This window comes from Kocuria sp. KD4 (assembly GCF_011769905.1).
Classification (GTDB): Bacteria; Actinomycetota; Actinomycetes; order Actinomycetales; family Micrococcaceae; genus Kocuria; species Kocuria marina.
Genome location: NZ_CP050449.1, coordinates 394,276 through 411,380, shown reverse-complemented (window position 1 = coordinate 411,380; position 17,105 = coordinate 394,276). Strand labels below are relative to the sequence as shown.

The window sequence follows — 17,105 nt, the reverse complement described above, 5'->3', positions numbered from 1 at the left end:
TCAGGCCACGCAGAAGCTGATGCTGGGAATGGCGAGGAACTCCCACCCGCCCGCGACCGGCGCCGCATAGGTGAAGGTCAGAGACGAGAACCGCGATGTCGTATTCGTGCTCATGACGTTCCGTACCGTTTTCGTCTGTGAACTCACGTACTCCGCCGAACGAAAAAAGGTGGCCCCCGCAGCACCCCTCGTCGCGTTGGCGGACGTCAAGTCCTCCGTCATGACCCAGGGTTGATCGATCGTCACGGTGTCTGTGTACTGGTATGCGCCACTCGACAGGGTGCTGTTTAACCGGGTGATGTCCAGGATGGTGATGCTCGCCGACGTCAGTGGGACCGGGAATTCGAACGTCACCCTGGTGGTCGTGTTGTACCCGATGTTCAGCACGAGCCCGGGAGATGCCTGGGTGAGCCCCGAGATGGGATAAGGGGCTGTGCTCGTCGGGTAGCCGTTCTGCTCGCCTTGGTAATCCATCTTGCCGTTGAACTTCGAACTGTACATCCCGGTTGACGGGCCGACACTGCGCGGATTCACCGCCCCAGCTTTGCCGCCACGGACAACTCTCGTGGTGACTGTGGCGGACGGCGCGTTCACCTGCGAGATGGCTGTGCCCGTCAGCCCGTTCGCGTCCGTACCCACCGCGAATTGGGAAAAGCTGTAGTTGTAGCACCCCCCCCCGGCACCGGCCGGACCCCGCCATGGACCGGCCCCGCCCACCATGTACTCGCCTCATCCACGACGGTCCCGCCCCGCGGCAATCGCCCTGCACAGCGCGCCCGCCGGGCGGGTTCACACCCCGGTGATACCCGGGGGCCCGCGAGCGCGGATCACAGGACACCACCCGCCCTAGCGTGCTGCCATGACGACTTCATCGGAGACCACCTCGGCAGATGCCCAGGACACCTCACGTTCCACGCCCCACACCGCCTTCCGGGTGGTGCACTGCGGGGACGGGTTGCGGCGCTGCCCGTGGGCCGTGAGCACACCCGGGGCGCTCGCGGATCACGATCACGACTGGGGGACGGCCCCCTCGAGCGCGGACGAGTACTTCGCCACGCTCACCCTGGAACTCGTGGACTCGGGGCTGGCCCGGTGGTCGCAGTCCGCGCGCCACGGTTCGTGGTACCTCCACATGGCCGATCTCGAACCCGCCCGCGTGTCCCTGTTCGACGAGGACGACGTGGACGACCTCCTCGTCAACGCCGAACTCATCCGCAACCGCGCCAAGATCGAGGCCGTGATCCACAACGCGGAGGTGTGCCGGGACTGGGACATGGACCGGTGGCTCGCGCTGCTCGAGGAGGCCGGGGTGCCCTTCCCGGGTGACGCCCCGGAAGCGGCGCCGGACAACGCGCTGGAACTCCCGGACAGTTCCACGGAGTCCCGCCGACTGTCCCAGGTGCTGCGATCCCACGGCATCGTGCTGGTGGGCCCGGTCACCGCCTACCGATGGTTGCAGCGCATCGGCCGGGCACCGGGCCACCTCGCCGGGTGCTTCCGCACGGAGCCGGGCGACGGCGGCTGAGCATCAGTCAAGCAGCAGAGCGGGTTCCTCGAGGATCCGGGCCACGTCCGCCATGAACCGCGCGGAGAGGTCACCGTCCACCACGCGGTGATCGAAGGAACCCCCCAGGGTCGTGATCCACCGCGGGATGACGTCCCCGTCCACGACCCACGGCTTCTGCTTGATGGTCCCGAAGGCCACGATGGCGGCTTCACCGGGGTTGATGATGGGGGTTCCCGTGTCGATGCCTAGCGCACCGATGTTCGTGATGGACAGCGTCCCACCCTGCATGTCCCCCGGCTGGGTGCGCCCGGCGCGCGCGGTCTGCGTCAGCTCGTGCAGGGCGATCGCCAGCTCCCGGAGGCTGAGGTCCTGCGCGTCCTTGATGTTGGGAACCAGCAGACCCCGGGGCGTGGCCGCGGCGATGCCCAGGTTCATGTAGCGCTTGATGATGATCTCGGTGTCGGTCCACGTGGCGTTGACCTGCGGGTTGCGGGCGGCCGCCCAGATCACGGCCTTGGCCAGGATCAACAGCGGCGTGACCTTCACACCCTCGAAGTGCGGGGACTGCTTGAGCCGCTTGACGAACTCCATGGTCCGTGAGGCGTCCACCTCCACGAAGATCGACACGTGGGGCGCGCTGAAGGCGGACTTGACCATGTTCTGGGCGGTGGCCTTGCGCACGCCCTTGACGCGGATGCGTTCCTCCCGCGCGGTGGTCGGCTGGCCGGTGTGGGTCCAGAACGTGTCCGGGCCGTCCTCCACCTCGCGCAGGTGTGCCGCGTAGGCGAGCAGGTCGCGTTTGGTGACCTGGCCGCCGTCGCCGGTGGCCTGCACGTCCGCGAGATCGATGCCCATCTCCTTGGCCGCCTTGCGCACCGGGGGCTTGGCCAGGTTCGGACGGCGCGGGATCGACGCCGAGGCGGGCCTCTGTTCGGCACCCTCGTCCCGAGACTTCAACCAGGACTCCCCGCGGTCCCGGATCTTCCCGGCCTTCTCCGCGAGGTCCACGGCGGCACTTCCCAGTCCCGTGCGGGACAACCGGTCCGCCCAACCGTGCTTGCGCTCGTCGGCCGGCCCCGCGGCGTCGTCGGCGCGGGAGGTCGAGGCGCTCAGACCCTGGGGCGCCTCGGCGTCCGTGCGCATGCCCACGCGGGTACGACGCCGCCGACGCACCGGGTCCGCCTTGGGCCCCGAGCCCACGAGGGCCTTGCCCTGGGCGGAGTCCATGCTGCGCCCCGAACCGGACGTCGCGTCCTCACCGGTCGACGCGGCGGTGTCGGGCGCGGGGGCGTCGGCCAGACCGTCCTCCGGGGCGGAACCCGTGTAGCCGGGGTCAGTGGCACCGGCGGGAGCGTCGTCGGCGGAGCTCACGGAGATGATGGGCGTGCCCACCTCCACGGTGTCCCCCTCCACGACGAGGATCTCCTGGACCGTGCCCTCGAACGGCGAGGGCAGCTCCACCACGGACTTGGCGGTCTCGATCTCCACGAGCACCTGGTTGACGGACACGGTGTCCCCCTCGGACACCTTCCAGGCCACGATGTCGGCCTCGGTCAGACCCTCACCCACGTCGGGCAGTGTGAATACCTGGGACATGACTTCTCCCTCCGGGCCACCGTGTCCGCGCCGGATCACGGTGGGGTGGATGCTCTAGTAGGCGAAGGACCGGTCGAGTGCTTCGAGCACCCGGTCCAGATCCGGGACGTAGTTCTCCTCCACGGCTGCGGGAGGATAGGGCAGATGGTAGGCGCCCACGCGCAGCACGGGAGCCTCGAGCGAGTAGAACGCACGCTCGGTGACGCGCGCGGCGATCTCCCCGCCCAGACCACCGAACGTGGGGGCCTCGTGGGCGATCACCAGGCGACCCGTCTTGCGCACGGACGCCGTGACGGTGTCGAAGTCGATGGGTGACAGGCTGCGCAGGTCGATGACCTCCACGCTGCGCCCGTCCTCCCGGGCGGCCTCGGCGGCGGCGAGCGCCACGGGCACGAGCGGTCCCCACGCCACGATCGTGGCTTCCTCACCCTCGCGGATCACGGAGGCCTTGAAAGGGTCCCCCGGGGAAGTCTTCTCGTCCACCTCGCCCTTGAGCCAGTACCGGCGCTTGGGTTCGAAGATGATGACGGGGTCGTCGCACGCGATGGCCTGCTGCGACATCCAGTAGGCGTCCTGCGCGTTCGACGGCGCGAGCAAGCGCAGTCCCGCCGTGTGGGCGAACAGCGCCTCCGGGGATTCCGAGTGGTGTTCCACGGAGCCGATCACACCTCCGTACGGGATGCGGATCGTCACGGGAACCGTGAGCTGCCCGTCCGAGCGGGCGTGGATCTTGGCCAGCTGGGTCGTGATCTGGTTGAACGCCGGGAACGTGAACCCGTCGAATTGGATCTCGCACACGGGCCGGTACCCGCGTTCGGCGAGGCCCACCGCGGTGCCCACGATCCCCGCCTCACCGAGGGGTGTGTCCAGCACGCGGTGCGCACCGAACTTGGACTTTAGCCCCTCGGTCACGCGGTACACGCCGCCCAGGGAGCCGATGTCTTCCCCCATGAGCATGACCTTGGGGTTCTCCTCCATGGCCCGTGCGAGCCCGGCATTGATGGCCTTGGCCACGGTCAGCTGTGTCACGCGCCGGCTCCTCGGGTGTCGTGGTCGTCCATCTCGTCCTGGGGTGCGAAGCCCGCCTGGTAGTCCAGGTACTCGGCGCGTTCGGCGTCCACCAGTGAATGCTGCTCGGCGTACGCCTTGGCGAAGGAGTCCTCGAACCGGGGCGGGGTCATGGCCAGGACGTCCGCGCGCATGCGCTGCGCGATCTCGTCGTTCTCGCGCGCCACGGTCTCGAAGAACTCGTCCTCGACCCCGTGGGCGTCCCGCAAGTGGGCCCGCAGCCGGTCCACGGGATCCAGGTGACCCCACTGCTCTTCCTCGTCCCGTTCGCGGTACTTGGTGGGATCGTCCGCCGTGGTGTGGGCCCCCATGCGGTAGGTCTCCGCCTCGATCAGCACGGGCCCCTCTCCCGCGCGGATCTTCTCGAGCGCGTACCGCGTGGCCGCGACGACGCCCAGGATGTCGTTGCCGTCCACACGCAACCCCTCGAAGCCGTAACCGGCCGCGCGCGTGGCCAGGGGCACGCGGGACTGGGTCGCGAACGGGACCGAGATGGCCCACTGGTTGTTCTGGATGAAGAACAGCACGGGGGTGTCGTAGGACGCCGCGAAGACCATGGACTCGTGGATCTCACCCTCGGTGCTCGCACCGTCCCCGAAGTACGCGATGACGGCCTCCGGGGCGGTTTCCGGCGGAGTGCCCGCATCCTGGGCGGCCTTGCGGTCCAGGGCGGTTCCCATGGCGTAACCCACCGCATGCGGGACCTGGGAGGCGAGCACCATGGTGTAGAGGTTCAGGTTGTGTTTCTCCGGGTCCCAGCCCCCGGCCGTGATGCCGCGAAACAACCGCATCAGATCGGACGGCGCCACACCGCGTTCTAAGGCCACGGCGTGTTCGCGGTAGGACGGGAAGATCCGGTCGGTGGGCAGCGTGGGCCACACAGAACCGACCTGGGCGGCCTCCTGACCCCGCAGGGGCACCCACAGCACGAGCTGGCCCTGACGCTGCAGCGAGGTACCCTCCTCGTCCACGCGCCGCGCCCCGGTCATGGAACGGTAGAGGTGCTGCAACTGTTCGACCGTGACGTCCGCGACGTACGGGGACAACAGGGCATCGTCCGCGATCGCCCCCTGTTCGTCCAGGATCTGATGACGCGGGAGCGTGCTGGGCACGGCGCCTGCGTGGGTGCGTGATGCCATGGGTGGTGTCGGTCCTTCCGCTGTCCTCGCCTGCCGTCTCGCCACCGTCACGGCGATCCGGGCGTGCGCGGGGGTCTCGGTACTCGTAACGGTCTCAGGGCTGCCCAGGCAGGGGCATGGTGCTGGGGTGCGGGAACGCGGCGCACAGTTCCAGGAACCGGGTGTTCGCCTCGGGCTCCCCAAAACTCACGCGCACCCCTTCCGCACCGAAACGCCGCACGGACAGGGCGTGCTGATCGCACAGCTGGGAGAACGCTTCGCCGTGCTCCCCGAGGGGCAGCCACACGAAGTTCGCCTGGGTGGGCGGGTACTGCCACCCCAGGTCGTCGAGTCCGCGCAGCACGCGCTCCCGTTCGTCCACGACCCGCTGGACCCGCTCCTCGACCTGGTCGATGTTCGTGAGGGACGCGATCGCAGCGAGCTGGGCCACCTCCGTGACACTGAACGCCGGCGCGCTCTGGCGCAGGTACTGCGTGACCTCTTGCTGGGCCACGGTGTAACCCACCCGCAGCCCGGCCAGACCGTGGGCCTTGGAGAACGTGCGCAGGGAGACCACATTGGGGTGATCACGGTAGAGCTCGATGCCGTCGGCCAGGCCCTCGGCGCGCTGGAACTCCCAGTACGCCTCGTCCACGACGACCACCACGTGGGACGGGACCCGCTTCAGGAACTCGCGCACGGCGTCGTCGCGCAGGCTGGGGCCCGTGGGGTTGTTGGGGGTGCACAGCAGGATGACCCGCGTGCGGTCGGTGACGGCGCGGGCCATCGCGTCAAGATCGTGCGAGCCGTCCGGGAGGTTGGGCAACTGCACGCCGAGCGCGCCGGCCAGACCCACCGAGATCGGATACGCCTCGAACGAGCGCCACGCGTGGATCACCTCGTCCGGGCGACCGTCCTCCCCGGAACCGGCGAAGGCCGCGAGCAGTTGGTTGAGTGCGCCCAGGCTGCCCGCACCGGCCACGACGTCCTGCGCGGGGACGTCCAGGTACTGCGCCAGGGCCTCACGCAGGGCGCTCGCGGCGGGATCCGGATAGCGGTTGTAGGCGTCGAAGGACGCGAGCGCCTCCCGGACAGCCGGAACGGGACCGAAGGGGTTCTCGTTGGATGCCAACTTGTAGGCCACGAGACCGGGGATCTCGGCGGCCGACTTGCCCGCGGCGTACGCGGGGAGCTTGCCGAGTACCGCCCGCGGCGTAACGCGCGTGGTCCGCTGCGGTAACCCCTGCGATCCGAAAGCGGGCGTGGAAGTTTCCATAGCTGCCATGCTAACGCCAGGGACCGCCCCACTTCGTCGGTGCGTCAGTGTTCCTCCCGTCCCTGGTAGACGTACGTTTCGGTGCGCGTCCCGGGCCCATGGGGCACCGCGTCCGCGAGCCGCTGCTCGTGGGCCACCACGACCGGGTGCCGCGAATCGGTGATCCCCTGGGCGCCCACCGTGTACACGTACATCTCATGCGCCCCGATCCCCCTGAACCCCTGCTTCAGGGTCAGCGCATCCTGATAGGGGGTGTTCACGCGCACCGTGGATCGGTGGTCGGCATCCGGGTTGGGCACGCCGTCCAGGGTGGGCACGACGTCGTCCACGTGTTCCACCGCCATCACGGACGTGCCCTCGGGGATCTCGAAGTCCCCCACGGGCGAACCGAACGTGGTGACCGCGGCGACGTCATAACGCTCACGGAACGCACGGTTGGCAGCCAGCCCAGCGGCGTCGATCCCGCCCAGGCTGTGGCCCGTGAGCACCACGGTGTCCCCGGAGCGGATGCCCGCGTCCTGCAGCGCCTGCACGGCCATGCGCTGCGCCTGGGGCAGCTCGGTGAGTGCAGCGTCCGGTTGCGCCGTGATGCCCTGCCCGATCCCCTTCAGATCATGCACGCCGGGACTGTCCTCCCACTTCTCGGTCCCGGTCAGCACCACGGAGTACGCCGTCCTCCCGTTCCCGTCCGTGGCCTTCTGCACCATGACCGTGCTGTTCTCGACCTGCGCCCCGTCCGGGCCCGCGCCCGAGACGATGTTCTTGGCGTCCTTGAGCGCCGCGGCGGTCCCCGCGATCGTGGTGGGCACGGCTCCCGCGTGCCGCACCCCGGCCGGAAGCGGTCGCTCGGGCATGCCCGTCATGTGGTGGCGGGCCGCGTTCGCGGCGGCCACCCCGGTGAACACCTCCCGGCGTGCCTCACGTAACGCGCGCGGGGCGAGTACCGGTCGCAGAGCAGCCGGCACACCGCGGTCGAAGGCCTCTGCCGGGGTCAACCGGCGCCCCTTGCGATACGGCGTGTACCACGCGATGCCCGCCAGAGAAACCGACAGCACGGCGGCCGAGGCGGGCGCGAGCATGGCCCCGAGCACCCCGGGTTCCTCCCCCGCTGCATCCCGCCACGGGTCGCCCGCGCCCCCAGTGGTCTTCTCGGACCTGCCGTACGCGGTGAGCCACCCCACGGCCAGCGCTCGCGCGTGCTGGCCCAGCGTTAAGGGCCTCGGCGCCGACGACGCCGCACCGCCGGTTCTCCCGTCCGGCTTCGCCGCGACGACGCCGGGCCCTGGTGCGTCCGCACCGGCTCCCGGGGTGCCTGCACCGGCTCCCGGAACGGTGTGGGACCCGGAGGCACTCCCGCCGGGCACGACGGGGTACTGAAGCAGCCCATCCATGAGATCGTCCAGGCCAGGCCCGCGGATGAGGGCGTCGGTCCCGCGCGGACCACCTCCCCGGATGAGGAGTCCGTACTGCCACGGCTGGACCCGCTCGAGGAACTCGTGCGGTGAGTCGATCCCAGCGCGAGCCAGTGCGACGTCCAGGTCTTCCAGGGTCCGACCGCCATCCCGGGCCAGAGGGCGGGTCACACCGTACAGGGGCAAACCCCACACCCGCCCCGCCAGGAGGGACGTCAATGCCCTCTCCACGGTCTCGTAGTTCTGCCGCGCGAGAACCAGTCGCGCGGCAGAGGCCTCCAGTGCGGCGATCTGCGCGAGCAGGTCGCGGCTCACGAGATCGGCGAGCGCCCCCGCACCCGCCAGGGACGGCTGCCCCGTGAGGGACCACAGGTGCAGTTCGGCGGTGACCGGGACGAGCCCGGCGAGGACGCCGCCCACGGTCTCGACCACCGCGGTGAGCGAGCCCTCGATCCCCGAGATGACGTCCGTGTCCACCATGACCGCGGTGCCGCCCGGGACGCCACCCGAGACCTCCATGCTGGTTCTCGCGCCCTCGACGGCGGCTGCGACCCGTTCCGGGTCCGCGTGGCCGTCCGGCGCGGGGCGTTCCCCGGAACCAGGGGTGAACAGTTCGCTCTGGAGGTCCTCGGCCCGCCCGTGGACCTCGGTCACGCCGTGTTCCATGCTCACGGCAGTGTCCCGCGGAGACGAGGCGGCCGCATCTTCCGCAACCGGCACGGCGGCGGGGCCACCTCCCGCCACCGGCACGGCCGACCTCCCGGCCTGTTCCTCACCCGCGGCCGGCACAGCTGCGTCCTCCGAAGATCCGGTGCTCGAGCCCAGCGCCGTCCGCGCCGCCGCGGTCACGGCGACCCGCCCCACGACGCGCTCGCAGCGTGACCCGTCGCGAGTCCCACGCCCAGCACCGTGCTCAGTGCCGCGGCCATGGGAGCTCCCATCTGGGCGATGCTCTCGACAGCCGCGACCCGTTCCGCGAGCGCGGCCGCCCCCGTCCGCACGAGCTGAGCAGTTTCACGACAGCGGTGCGAAACGTCTCGCAGTTCCTGCTCGTGGCGATCGGCGCGGGCCCGGAAGGACCTGGCACCCGGGCCCTGCCACGCACCGTGGGTCTCCGCGAGGGACGCGATCCGGGAGGCGAGCCCCGCGAGGTGCTCCGCGGCGTCGTCGTAATGACGTGCCACGATGCAGAGCCGTTCGTGGACCAGCGCCGAGACCGCCGATGGGGACGTTCCCGGGAACACCGGGCTCGCGAGTTGTGACATGACCGGTTCCTTCCCGCGCCCCACCACGCGGGCGCCACGCGACCAGGCTAGGGAACGGCGATCCTGTGCTCGGGCGGCCCCGGAAGCATGTGTATCCACGCCCTGCTCGGCCATCCCGAGGACCGCGGTGCAGGACGTTCACCGCGGGGAGGGGCGCCCCGGCGCGTGAAAGAATGAGGGCCATGTCGAACACCGCGCAGACCCTCCCCTCCGGACGTGTGGCCCTGAGCCAGCAGTCACCCGCCATCGCGCTGGGACCGCTGGACGGCCGTTACCGCCCCCAGACCGCCGTGCTGGTGGACTACCTCTCGGAAGCGGCGCTGAACCGCGAACGGGTGCACGTGGAGGTCGAGTGGTTCATCCACCTGTGCGAGCAGCGAGCGCTCACGGGTCTGGAACCCCTCTCGGATGAGCAAAAGAGCGGTTTGCGCGCGATCGTCGCGGACTTCGACGCCGCGTCGGTCGCGGAACTGGCTGAGATCGAGGCCGTCACGGTGCACGACGTCAAGGCGGTGGAGTACTACATCGGGCGCAGGCTGCCGGGGCTCGGCCTCGAGCACCTGACGCCGCTCGTGCACTTCGCGTGCACGTCCGAGGACATCAACAACCTCTCCTACGCGCTCGGCATCCGCGATGCGATCAACCACGTGTGGTTGCCCGCGGCGCGCGAACTGGTCGCGGCGGTGGCCACGATGGCGCGGGACGCGAAGGCCACCCCCATGCTGTCTCACACCCACGGCCAGCCGGCCACGCCCACGACCCTGGGCAAGGAACTCGCAGTGTTCGCGCACCGCCTGGGCCGCCAGGTGCAGCGCGTGGCGGACACCGAGTTCCTGGGCAAGCTCAACGGCGCCACCGGGACGTTCGCAGCGCACACCGCCGCGGCCCCGGACACGGACTGGCCCGAGACCTCCCGGTCCTTCGTGAGCCACCTGGGGCTCACGTGGAACCCGCTGACCACCCAGATCGAGTCCCATGACTGGCAGGCCGAGCTGTACGCGGACATGGCCCGGTTCAACCGGATCCTGCACAACCTCTGCACGGACGTGTGGTCCTACATCTCGATCGGTTACTTCCACCAGATCCCGGTGGAGGGTGCCACGGGCTCCTCGACCATGCCGCACAAGGTCAACCCCATCCGCTTCGAGAACGCGGAGGCCAACGCGGAGATCTCGTGTTCGCTGCTGGACGCGCTCGCCGCAACCCTCGTAACCTCGCGGTGGCAGCGGGACCTCACGGACTCCTCGTCCCAGCGCAACATCGGGGTGGCGTTCGGTCACTCGTTGCTGGCGGTGTCCAACGTGCTCAAGGGCCTCGACCGCCTGGACGTGGCACAGGAGGTGCTCGCCGAGGACTTGGACCAGAACTGGGAGGTCCTGGGCGAGGCCGTGCAGACCGCCATGCGCGCCGAGGCCATTGCGGGCCGCGAGGGCATGGACAACCCCTACGAGCGGCTCAAAGAACTCACCCGCGGCCACCGCGTGGACGCCGACCGGATGCGCGAGTTCATCGCGGGCCTCGGCCTCTCCGAGGACACCGCCCGGCGCTTGAGCGAGCTGGGCCCCGGGCAGTACACGGGCCTGGCCGAGCAGCTCGTGGACCGTTACCTGGACTGAGCCGCCGGCCCGGCCCGACGCCGCCCGGTCCCGCCCCCGGAGCGGCTCCGGGCAGGGCCGAGGCAGCACCAAACACCTGTGTCCCGGAACAGCACGCTCCACGCGTGATCACGTGCTGTTCCGGGACACAGATGTATTCGGGAGGCCCGGCGGAACTCACGAGCGCCGCCGGGCACCGCATGACCCCTCCCGGGGTTGCGCGCCCTACTTGCGCTTCTTCCGGCCCTTCGCGTCGGACTCCAGTTCCTTCCGATCACCGTCGGGGGAACCGTCCTCGAACTTCTCCGCGCGCTCACCCAGGGCAAGGTTGGGCGGGAACTCGTCCGGGAAATCCCCGAAGGCCTCGCGTGAGGCCTTGATGACCTGGCGGGCCATGGCCAGGTTGGCGCCGCCCCCCACCACGGCCCCCAGACCGAACGGCAGCGCGCGGCCCAGCACCGCGCCGGACTGGCGGGCCAGGAACCGCTTGACGAACATGTTGCGGATCGAGCGGCCCACGTCGAAGCGCTGGGAGCTGTCCGGGGACTTGCCGAGCATCAGGCCCCACTTGCTCGTGAGGCTCTTGCTCGCGGACGAGCTGGACAGCAACTGGCCCATGAGCGCGCTCCCGTCCTCGCCGAGCATGAGCGCCATGATCATGGTCCGGTTCTGCTGCTCGTCCTTGGGCTCCACCCCGTGCAGTTCGGCCATGGCCTGCGCGTACAGGGCCGTAGCCTCCAGGTAACCCGCCACGGCGGCGGAGGACAGCCCGAGGGACGCGATGGTGCCGATCCCGGGGACCGCCGCGGTAGCACCCACGGCGCCGCCGCCCACGGTCACGGAGCGCAGGTAGAGCTTCTCGGCGCGCTTGGCGATCTGGGCGGGCGTCTCCTTGGGGTGCTGCGCACGCTCCCGCTTGAGCGCCTTGACCACCCACGGCTGTTGGATGCGCAGCACATGGTCCAGGAACTTGTTGACACCGGGCTTGGGTTTGCCGTTCTCGTCGAACGCCTTGTTCAGGGGGTTCAAGTCCATCAACGACCACTCCTCGAAACGGGTTGGGGGTGTTCGGCGGGTACCGCCGAACACATCAGCACTACTATTCCACAGCGCGCAGCGCTTTCGGTGTGCCCGACCCCCGGCGCATATCATGCGCGCGGCCGACGACGCCGCCACGGCCCCGTCCCACGCGCGGCTCACCCCGGAGTCCTGCCACCGCATGGCCGCGAGCAACATCATGGGCAGCTGCTCGAAACCGCCCACCGTCTCGATCTTCAGGGTCACGTCCATGGACGTGGCATCGAGCTCGGACAGCTGTTCCAGCAGATCCGCGACATCGTCCGCACTGCGCACGAAGGACATGTTCACGATGTCCGCGTGCCGCGCCACGAAGCGCAGATCAACGGCAGGTGAACTCCGCCCGCGGGTCAGTGCGTGCTGAAGTCGGTGAACGCCCCCGTGGGCGGGCCGAAGTGCTCGTCCACGGTGATCACCGCACCGGGGGTGTCCCGGGAGATGAGCACCTGCAGCAGCTCACCCACGGCCCAGCGCGGACCCTCGACCACGACGGTCACGGTGCCGTCCGGGTTGTTGGTGGCACTTCCCACGAGTCCCAGTTTCTCGGCCTGGCGCCAGCACCAGTAGCGGAACCCCACGCCCTGCACGGTCCCGTGCACCACGGCGGTGAGCGCGATGGTCCCGTTTAGGTCCAGCTTGTCCTGATTGCGGCCGGTTGACGCGGCGGGATGAATCGACGGCATCTCCATGCCCCCAGCCTAGAAGACCCCGGTCGCAGCCACCCGGCAGACAGGGCCCGCAGGTCGGGAGCGGCTATCAGGACCGGGCACCGGGGCCGACTGTCGGGCCGAGCTGCCGGAGCCCGAACCATCAGGGCCTGATTCGCGGGGCCCGATCTGCCGCGACCGGGCGTGAAAAATCGCCCGGCCCACGCGGACCCCGGTGGGGCCCGCCACGGACCGGGCGATCACGACTGACAAAGGCTGCAGATCAGCCCAGGTTCTCGAGCGCCTGTGCGATCGGGGTGTCACCGTCGGAGAACTCGATGAACTTCCTGGCGGTACCCCGCGGATCGGCGAGCACCCGGGCGGCCACGAGGGCCACGTTGCCGCGTGCCGTCTTCTTCTCGTCGTCGCTGCCGGCGCGGCCCAGCGTGATCTCCCCCGAGGGGTCGTCGTCGGTGAGCGCCCCGGGGCCCAGGATGGTCCACTCGAGGGAGCTCGCGCGCAAGTGGTCGTCCGCGTCCGCCTTGGACTGCGCGTAGGAGTAGAAGTCGTTGTCCTCAGGGACCCCGTGGTCCTGCCCGGCGCCCATGTAGGACACCATGACGTAGTGCGTGACGCCGGCGGCCTGCGCGGCATCCATGGAACGGATCGCGGCGTCCCGGTCCACGGCATACGTGCGCTCGGGGTCGCCCCCGCCCGCGCCCGCGGACCACACGACGGCGTCCTGGCCGGAGAACAGCTCCGTCATGGCCTCAACGTCCAACTCCTGGACGTCCGCGACGACCGGTGTTGCCCCGGTGTTCTCCACGTCCTGGCTCTGCTCCCGCTTGCGGATCACCGCGTTGACGGTGTCCCCCTGCGTGGACAGCAATCGGCTCAGCTGCAGCGCCACCTTGCCGTGGCCACCGATGATCGTGATCTCGGACATTGCGGGTCCTTCCTGTCGGAACGGGTGTCGCGGGGACAGCGCGTGCCCCCGACATCCAGTACAGCATGCGTCAGCGGCGGATTATTCCGAATCCCCGAGGCCCACCCGGTCCCCCTGCCGCCGCGCGATATGGGGGTCCGCCGCGCCCGGCGGGGCCGGAACGCCTCGGCCTCACGGGCCCGTCACACCCTGCGGGACCTCAGTTCTCGAGGCCGCCGTTGGCGAGGCTCGCGTTGAGCACCCGGGCGAGGGTCGACAGGTCTGCCTCCTGCTGTTCGGCGAGTGCGTCCGCGAGCACGCCCAGTAGGCCGTGGACCACGAACCGGTCCCGGATCTCGACGACGCCGCGGTCCTCCCCGCTCTCGCGATCCTCCCGGAGGCTGCGCAGACCCGTCATGGCGTGTTCCGCGACCGCCCCACGTGCCAGGGAGGGACCGGGCCCGCACAGCATGGCCCGGTAGAACTCCTGGTGCTCGTCCAGGTGCGCCACGAGCGGGGGCAGGACCAGGTCCAGCGGACTGGCCTCGCGGTTCTGCAGGGCGCTCGGGTCCAGGGGGAGGCGGGCCAGCAAGGATTGCGTGGCGCCGAGCAGCACCTGGTCCCGCGAGCCGAAGTTCTCGTACACGGCCTTGCGGCTGACCCCCGCGGCCTGCGCGATCTCGGTCATCCCCACCTGGGAGCCCCGGCGCGCGACCAGTTCGACGGCGGCTTCCACCACGGCCGCACGGGTGCGTTCGATCCGCCGGTCCATGTGCGCTCCAATGTCAGGGTCGTAGAAAGGGTGCCCATCCATTGAACGCTCAAACAGGAAATTACGCGACAACCTAAAGGGTGAGACCCGAAACCCTCAGCGCGCGGGCGTAACCGCCTCCACGAGGAACACGCGCCCGTCCCCGCTCAGGGTCACCGTGCTCGGGGTCTCCAGGCAGATCAGGGACTCGCCCGACGTCGCTCGCGCACCCTCCGCGTCCGCGTCACCAGCAGAGCGCGCGGAGACCTCCACGTCCCCCTCGGTCACGAGCACCATGCACACCCCCGCGAGCTCCCGGGTGACGGGGCGCTGCGGGCTCACGCGCACCGCGGCCAGGGAGAGGGCGGGGTCCCACAGCGTGTACCGCACCACGCCGTCCTCGGCCTCGCGCGGTTCCAGGACGCTCACGGGTTGCTGGGCGGTGGCCATGACCCTCAGCAGTTCCGGGACGTCCACGTGCTTGGCGGTCAGACCAGCGCGCAGCACGTTGTCCGAGCACCCCATGATCTCCACCGCGGTGCCGCTGAGGTACGCGTGCACCTGTCGGTCCGGGGTGAACAGGGCCTGGCCGGGGGCCAGGTGCACCATGTTCATACACAGGGCCACGAGCAGACCCCGGTCACCCGGGTAGTGGTGGGTCAACAACCGGATCAGGTGCGTCGCGCGTTCCACGGGATCCGCCTCCGCGGACAACCGGGGTTTGTCCGCGTCCTCGCCGCGGGGCGAGGTGGCCGGGGTGGTATCCGCAGCGGTAACGCACGCGCGCACGGCGGCGGCAGCGGCGTCGTCGGCGAGCTCGAGCGCGTACTGCACGGGACACTCGGACGCCGCGGCGTCCGCGAGCCACGGGAGGTTTAGTTCCCGGGAGAGACGCTTCAGGTCGGCCCGATCCTGCTGACCCGCGAGCAACCACATGGGTGACAGCGCCACGACCGTCTCCGGTTTGGCGCGCTCGTCCTTGTAATTACGGTGCGCGGAGTCCCGCGCGACGCCCGCGGCGTTCTCCCGCGCAAACCCCTCACGGGCCTGTTCCTCGGACGGGTGCACCTGGATGGACAGCGGCGCCGCGATCGCGAGGATCTTCAGGAGGAACGGCAGGTCGGGGGCCACTTCGTCCAGGCCGCGCTGGACCCCGTCGAGGGTCACCCGGGACGGAGCGCTCGCGTGGGCACCCATCCACAGCTCGGCCTCGGGTTCCTCGGTGGGTGTGGAGCGCCCCTGCATGCCGGCGAGGACCGATCGCGATCCCCACGCGTAGTGCTGGATCGGATTGGTCATCCTCAAGAACTCGGCCATGTCGAACATGTAACCACAGCGCCCCGGAAAACGCCGGACTACCGGGGTTCACCGATCCCGCTCACGTAGAATCGGGACGGTGACCACAGATCTTTCCTCATCATTCAAGGCGTACGACGTCCGCGGCATCGTGGGCGAGAGCATCACCGCGGACAGCGTGCGCGCCACCGGTGCCGCGTTCGTGGACGTCCTGGGCCTGGCCGGCTCCGGGGTGGTCGTGGGTGGCGACATGCGCCCCTCTTCCCCCGAGTTCGTGGAGGCGTTCGCGGCCGGCGCCACTCGCCGCGGTGCGGACGTCACGGTGATCGGCAGCATCTCCACGGACGAGCTGTACTTCGCGTGCGGCACCCTGGACAGCGCCGGCGTCACCTTCACCGCGAGCCACAACCCGGCCGAGTACAACGGCATCAAGATGGCCAAGGCCGGAGCCGTCCCCGTCTCCTCGGACACCGGCCTGTACGAGATCCGCGACGTCGCGCAGCGCTACCTGGACGACGGGGAGATCCCGGCCTCCGAGCACCGCGGCCAGGTCTCGCGTCGGGACGTACTGGGTGACTACGCCCATTACCTGCGCAGCCTGGTGGACCTCTCCGGGATCCGCCCCCTCAAGGTCGTGGTGGACGCGGGCAACGGGATGGCCGGGCTGACCACTCCGGCGGTGCTCGGGGACGCACTGTTGGACCCGCTGCCGCTCGAAATCGTCCCGCTGTACTTCGAGCTGGACGGCACATTCCCCAACCACCCCGCCAACCCACTCGAGCCCGCCAACCTCGAGGACCTGCAGCGGGCCGTGCGCGAGCACGGTGCGGACATCGGGCTCGCGTTCGACGGCGACGCCGACCGCTGCTTCGTGGTGGACCAGAACGGTGATCCCGTCTCCCCGTCCGCGGTGGCCGCGATCGTCGCCGAGCGCGAGATCACCCGGGCCCGCGCCGCGGGTGAGGACCGGCCCGTGGTGATCCACAACCTCATCACGTCCAAGGCGGTCCCCGAGCGGATCGAGGCCTCGGGCGGGCGTGCCGTGCGCACGCGCGTGGGCCACTCCTTCATCAAGGCGGTCATGGCCTCCGAGCGCGCCGTCTTCGGCGGTGAGCACTCCGCGCACTACTACTTCAAGGACTTCTTCAACGCGGACACGGGCATGCTCGCCGCGATGCACGTGCTGGCCGCGCTGGGTGAACAGGACGCGCCGCTGAGCGATCTCATGCGCACGTACGACCCCTACGTGGCCTCCGGGGAGATCAACTCCGAGATCGAGGACAAGGCCGCCGCGGTGGACCGCGTCCGGGCACACTTCGCAGCCACGGACCCCGCCGTGCAGGTCGAGGACATGGACGGCACCACGTTCACCCACCCCGAGCAGGGCTGGTGGTTCAACCTGCGTCCGTCCAACACCGAGCCGTTCCTGCGGCTCAACGTAGAGGCCCCGGACGCCGCCGCCATGGAGTCGGTGCGGGACGCCGTCCTGCAGCTCGTCCGGCAGGACTGAGCCCGCCCGGGCGCCGCGGGTCCCACCCGCGGCGCCCCCGCTCGAAACGCCGTCCCCGGGCA

General features: G+C 70.0%; 15 protein-coding genes. 3 read left to right on the top strand and 12 right to left on the bottom strand.

Going from position 1 to position 17,105, the window contains the following annotated elements; genetic code table 11:
* Positions 1-639, bottom strand: coding sequence for a hypothetical protein (locus HBK84_RS01845; protein WP_167318046.1), 639 nt, complete (start codon positions 637-639; stop codon positions 1-3).
* Positions 640-859: 220 nt separating this feature from the next.
* On the opposite strand from HBK84_RS01845, the gene HBK84_RS01840 reads away from it, so the two are divergent.
* Positions 860-1,525 carry a DNA-3-methyladenine glycosylase I gene (locus HBK84_RS01840; RefSeq protein WP_167318045.1) on the top strand — a complete coding sequence of 222 codons (666 nt, stop codon included), beginning with the start codon at positions 860-862 and terminating at the stop codon, positions 1,523-1,525.
* Positions 1,526-1,528: 3 nt separating this feature from the next.
* On the opposite strand, the gene HBK84_RS01835 is transcribed toward HBK84_RS01840, so the two are convergent.
* The 6 genes from HBK84_RS01835 to HBK84_RS01810 form a co-directional block, all read right to left on the bottom strand.
* Positions 1,529-3,103 (bottom strand): dihydrolipoamide acetyltransferase family protein, encoded by a 1,575-nt coding sequence (locus tag HBK84_RS01835; RefSeq protein WP_167318044.1) that lies wholly within the window; start codon positions 3,101-3,103, stop codon positions 1,529-1,531.
* Positions 3,104-3,157: 54 nt separating this feature from the next.
* Positions 3,158-4,132, bottom strand: coding sequence for an alpha-ketoacid dehydrogenase subunit beta (locus HBK84_RS01830; protein ID WP_167318043.1), 975 nt, complete (start codon positions 4,130-4,132; stop codon positions 3,158-3,160).
* Positions 4,129-5,310: a thiamine pyrophosphate-dependent enzyme gene (locus HBK84_RS01825; RefSeq protein ID WP_085106117.1), complete on the bottom strand. Its 1,182-nt coding sequence runs from the start codon at positions 5,308-5,310 to the stop codon at positions 4,129-4,131. The genes HBK84_RS01830 and HBK84_RS01825 overlap by 4 nt, the downstream gene beginning before the upstream one ends.
* A 94-nt stretch (positions 5,311-5,404) precedes the next feature.
* Positions 5,405-6,565 (bottom strand): histidinol-phosphate transaminase, encoded by a 1,161-nt coding sequence (locus HBK84_RS01820; RefSeq protein ID WP_167318042.1) that lies wholly within the window; start codon positions 6,563-6,565, stop codon positions 5,405-5,407.
* 44 nt (positions 6,566-6,609) lie between these two features.
* Positions 6,610-8,643 carry a hypothetical protein gene (locus tag HBK84_RS01815; RefSeq protein ID WP_167319091.1) on the bottom strand — a complete coding sequence of 678 codons (2,034 nt, stop codon included), beginning with the start codon at positions 8,641-8,643 and terminating at the stop codon, positions 6,610-6,612.
* 179 nt (positions 8,644-8,822) lie between these two features.
* Entirely contained in the window at positions 8,823-9,242 is a 420-nt protein-coding gene (locus HBK84_RS01810; protein WP_167318041.1) for a hypothetical protein, read from the bottom strand.
* Positions 9,243-9,424: 182 nt separating this feature from the next.
* On the opposite strand from HBK84_RS01810, the gene purB reads away from it, so the two are divergent.
* Positions 9,425-10,858, top strand: a complete 1,434-nt coding sequence (gene purB, locus HBK84_RS01805) for an adenylosuccinate lyase (RefSeq protein WP_370520570.1) — start codon at positions 9,425-9,427, stop codon at positions 10,856-10,858.
* A 204-nt stretch (positions 10,859-11,062) separates the two neighbouring features.
* Here the strand turns inward: purB and HBK84_RS01800 are convergent, their stop codons facing one another.
* The 5 genes from HBK84_RS01800 to manA form a co-directional block, all read right to left on the bottom strand.
* Entirely contained in the window at positions 11,063-12,226 is a 1,164-nt protein-coding gene (locus tag HBK84_RS01800; RefSeq protein WP_240919059.1) for a hypothetical protein, read from the bottom strand.
* Between the two features lie 38 nt (positions 12,227-12,264).
* The gene (locus HBK84_RS01790) at positions 12,265-12,603 is read right to left on the bottom strand and encodes an acylphosphatase (RefSeq protein ID WP_167318039.1); all 339 of its coding nucleotides are present in this window, start codon (positions 12,601-12,603) and stop codon (positions 12,265-12,267) included.
* A gap of 241 nt (positions 12,604-12,844) precedes the next feature.
* Positions 12,845-13,507 (bottom strand): SDR family oxidoreductase, encoded by a 663-nt coding sequence (locus tag HBK84_RS01785; protein ID WP_167318038.1) that lies wholly within the window; start codon positions 13,505-13,507, stop codon positions 12,845-12,847.
* A gap of 199 nt (positions 13,508-13,706) precedes the next feature.
* Positions 13,707-14,300, bottom strand: a complete 594-nt coding sequence (locus tag HBK84_RS01780; RefSeq protein ID WP_240919058.1) for a TetR/AcrR family transcriptional regulator — start codon at positions 14,298-14,300, stop codon at positions 13,707-13,709.
* 54 nt (positions 14,301-14,354) lie between these two features.
* Complete coding sequence (gene manA, locus HBK84_RS01775; RefSeq protein ID WP_167318037.1) at positions 14,355-15,554, bottom strand: mannose-6-phosphate isomerase, class I; 1,200 nt, start codon at positions 15,552-15,554, stop codon at positions 14,355-14,357.
* Positions 15,555-15,633: 79 nt separating this feature from the next.
* Between manA and HBK84_RS01770 the strand changes: the two genes are divergently transcribed.
* On the top strand, positions 15,634-17,043 hold the full coding sequence (locus tag HBK84_RS01770) for a phosphomannomutase/phosphoglucomutase (RefSeq protein WP_167318036.1): 1,410 nt from the start codon (positions 15,634-15,636) through the stop codon (positions 17,041-17,043).
* Positions 17,044-17,105: the final 62 nt, after the last annotated feature.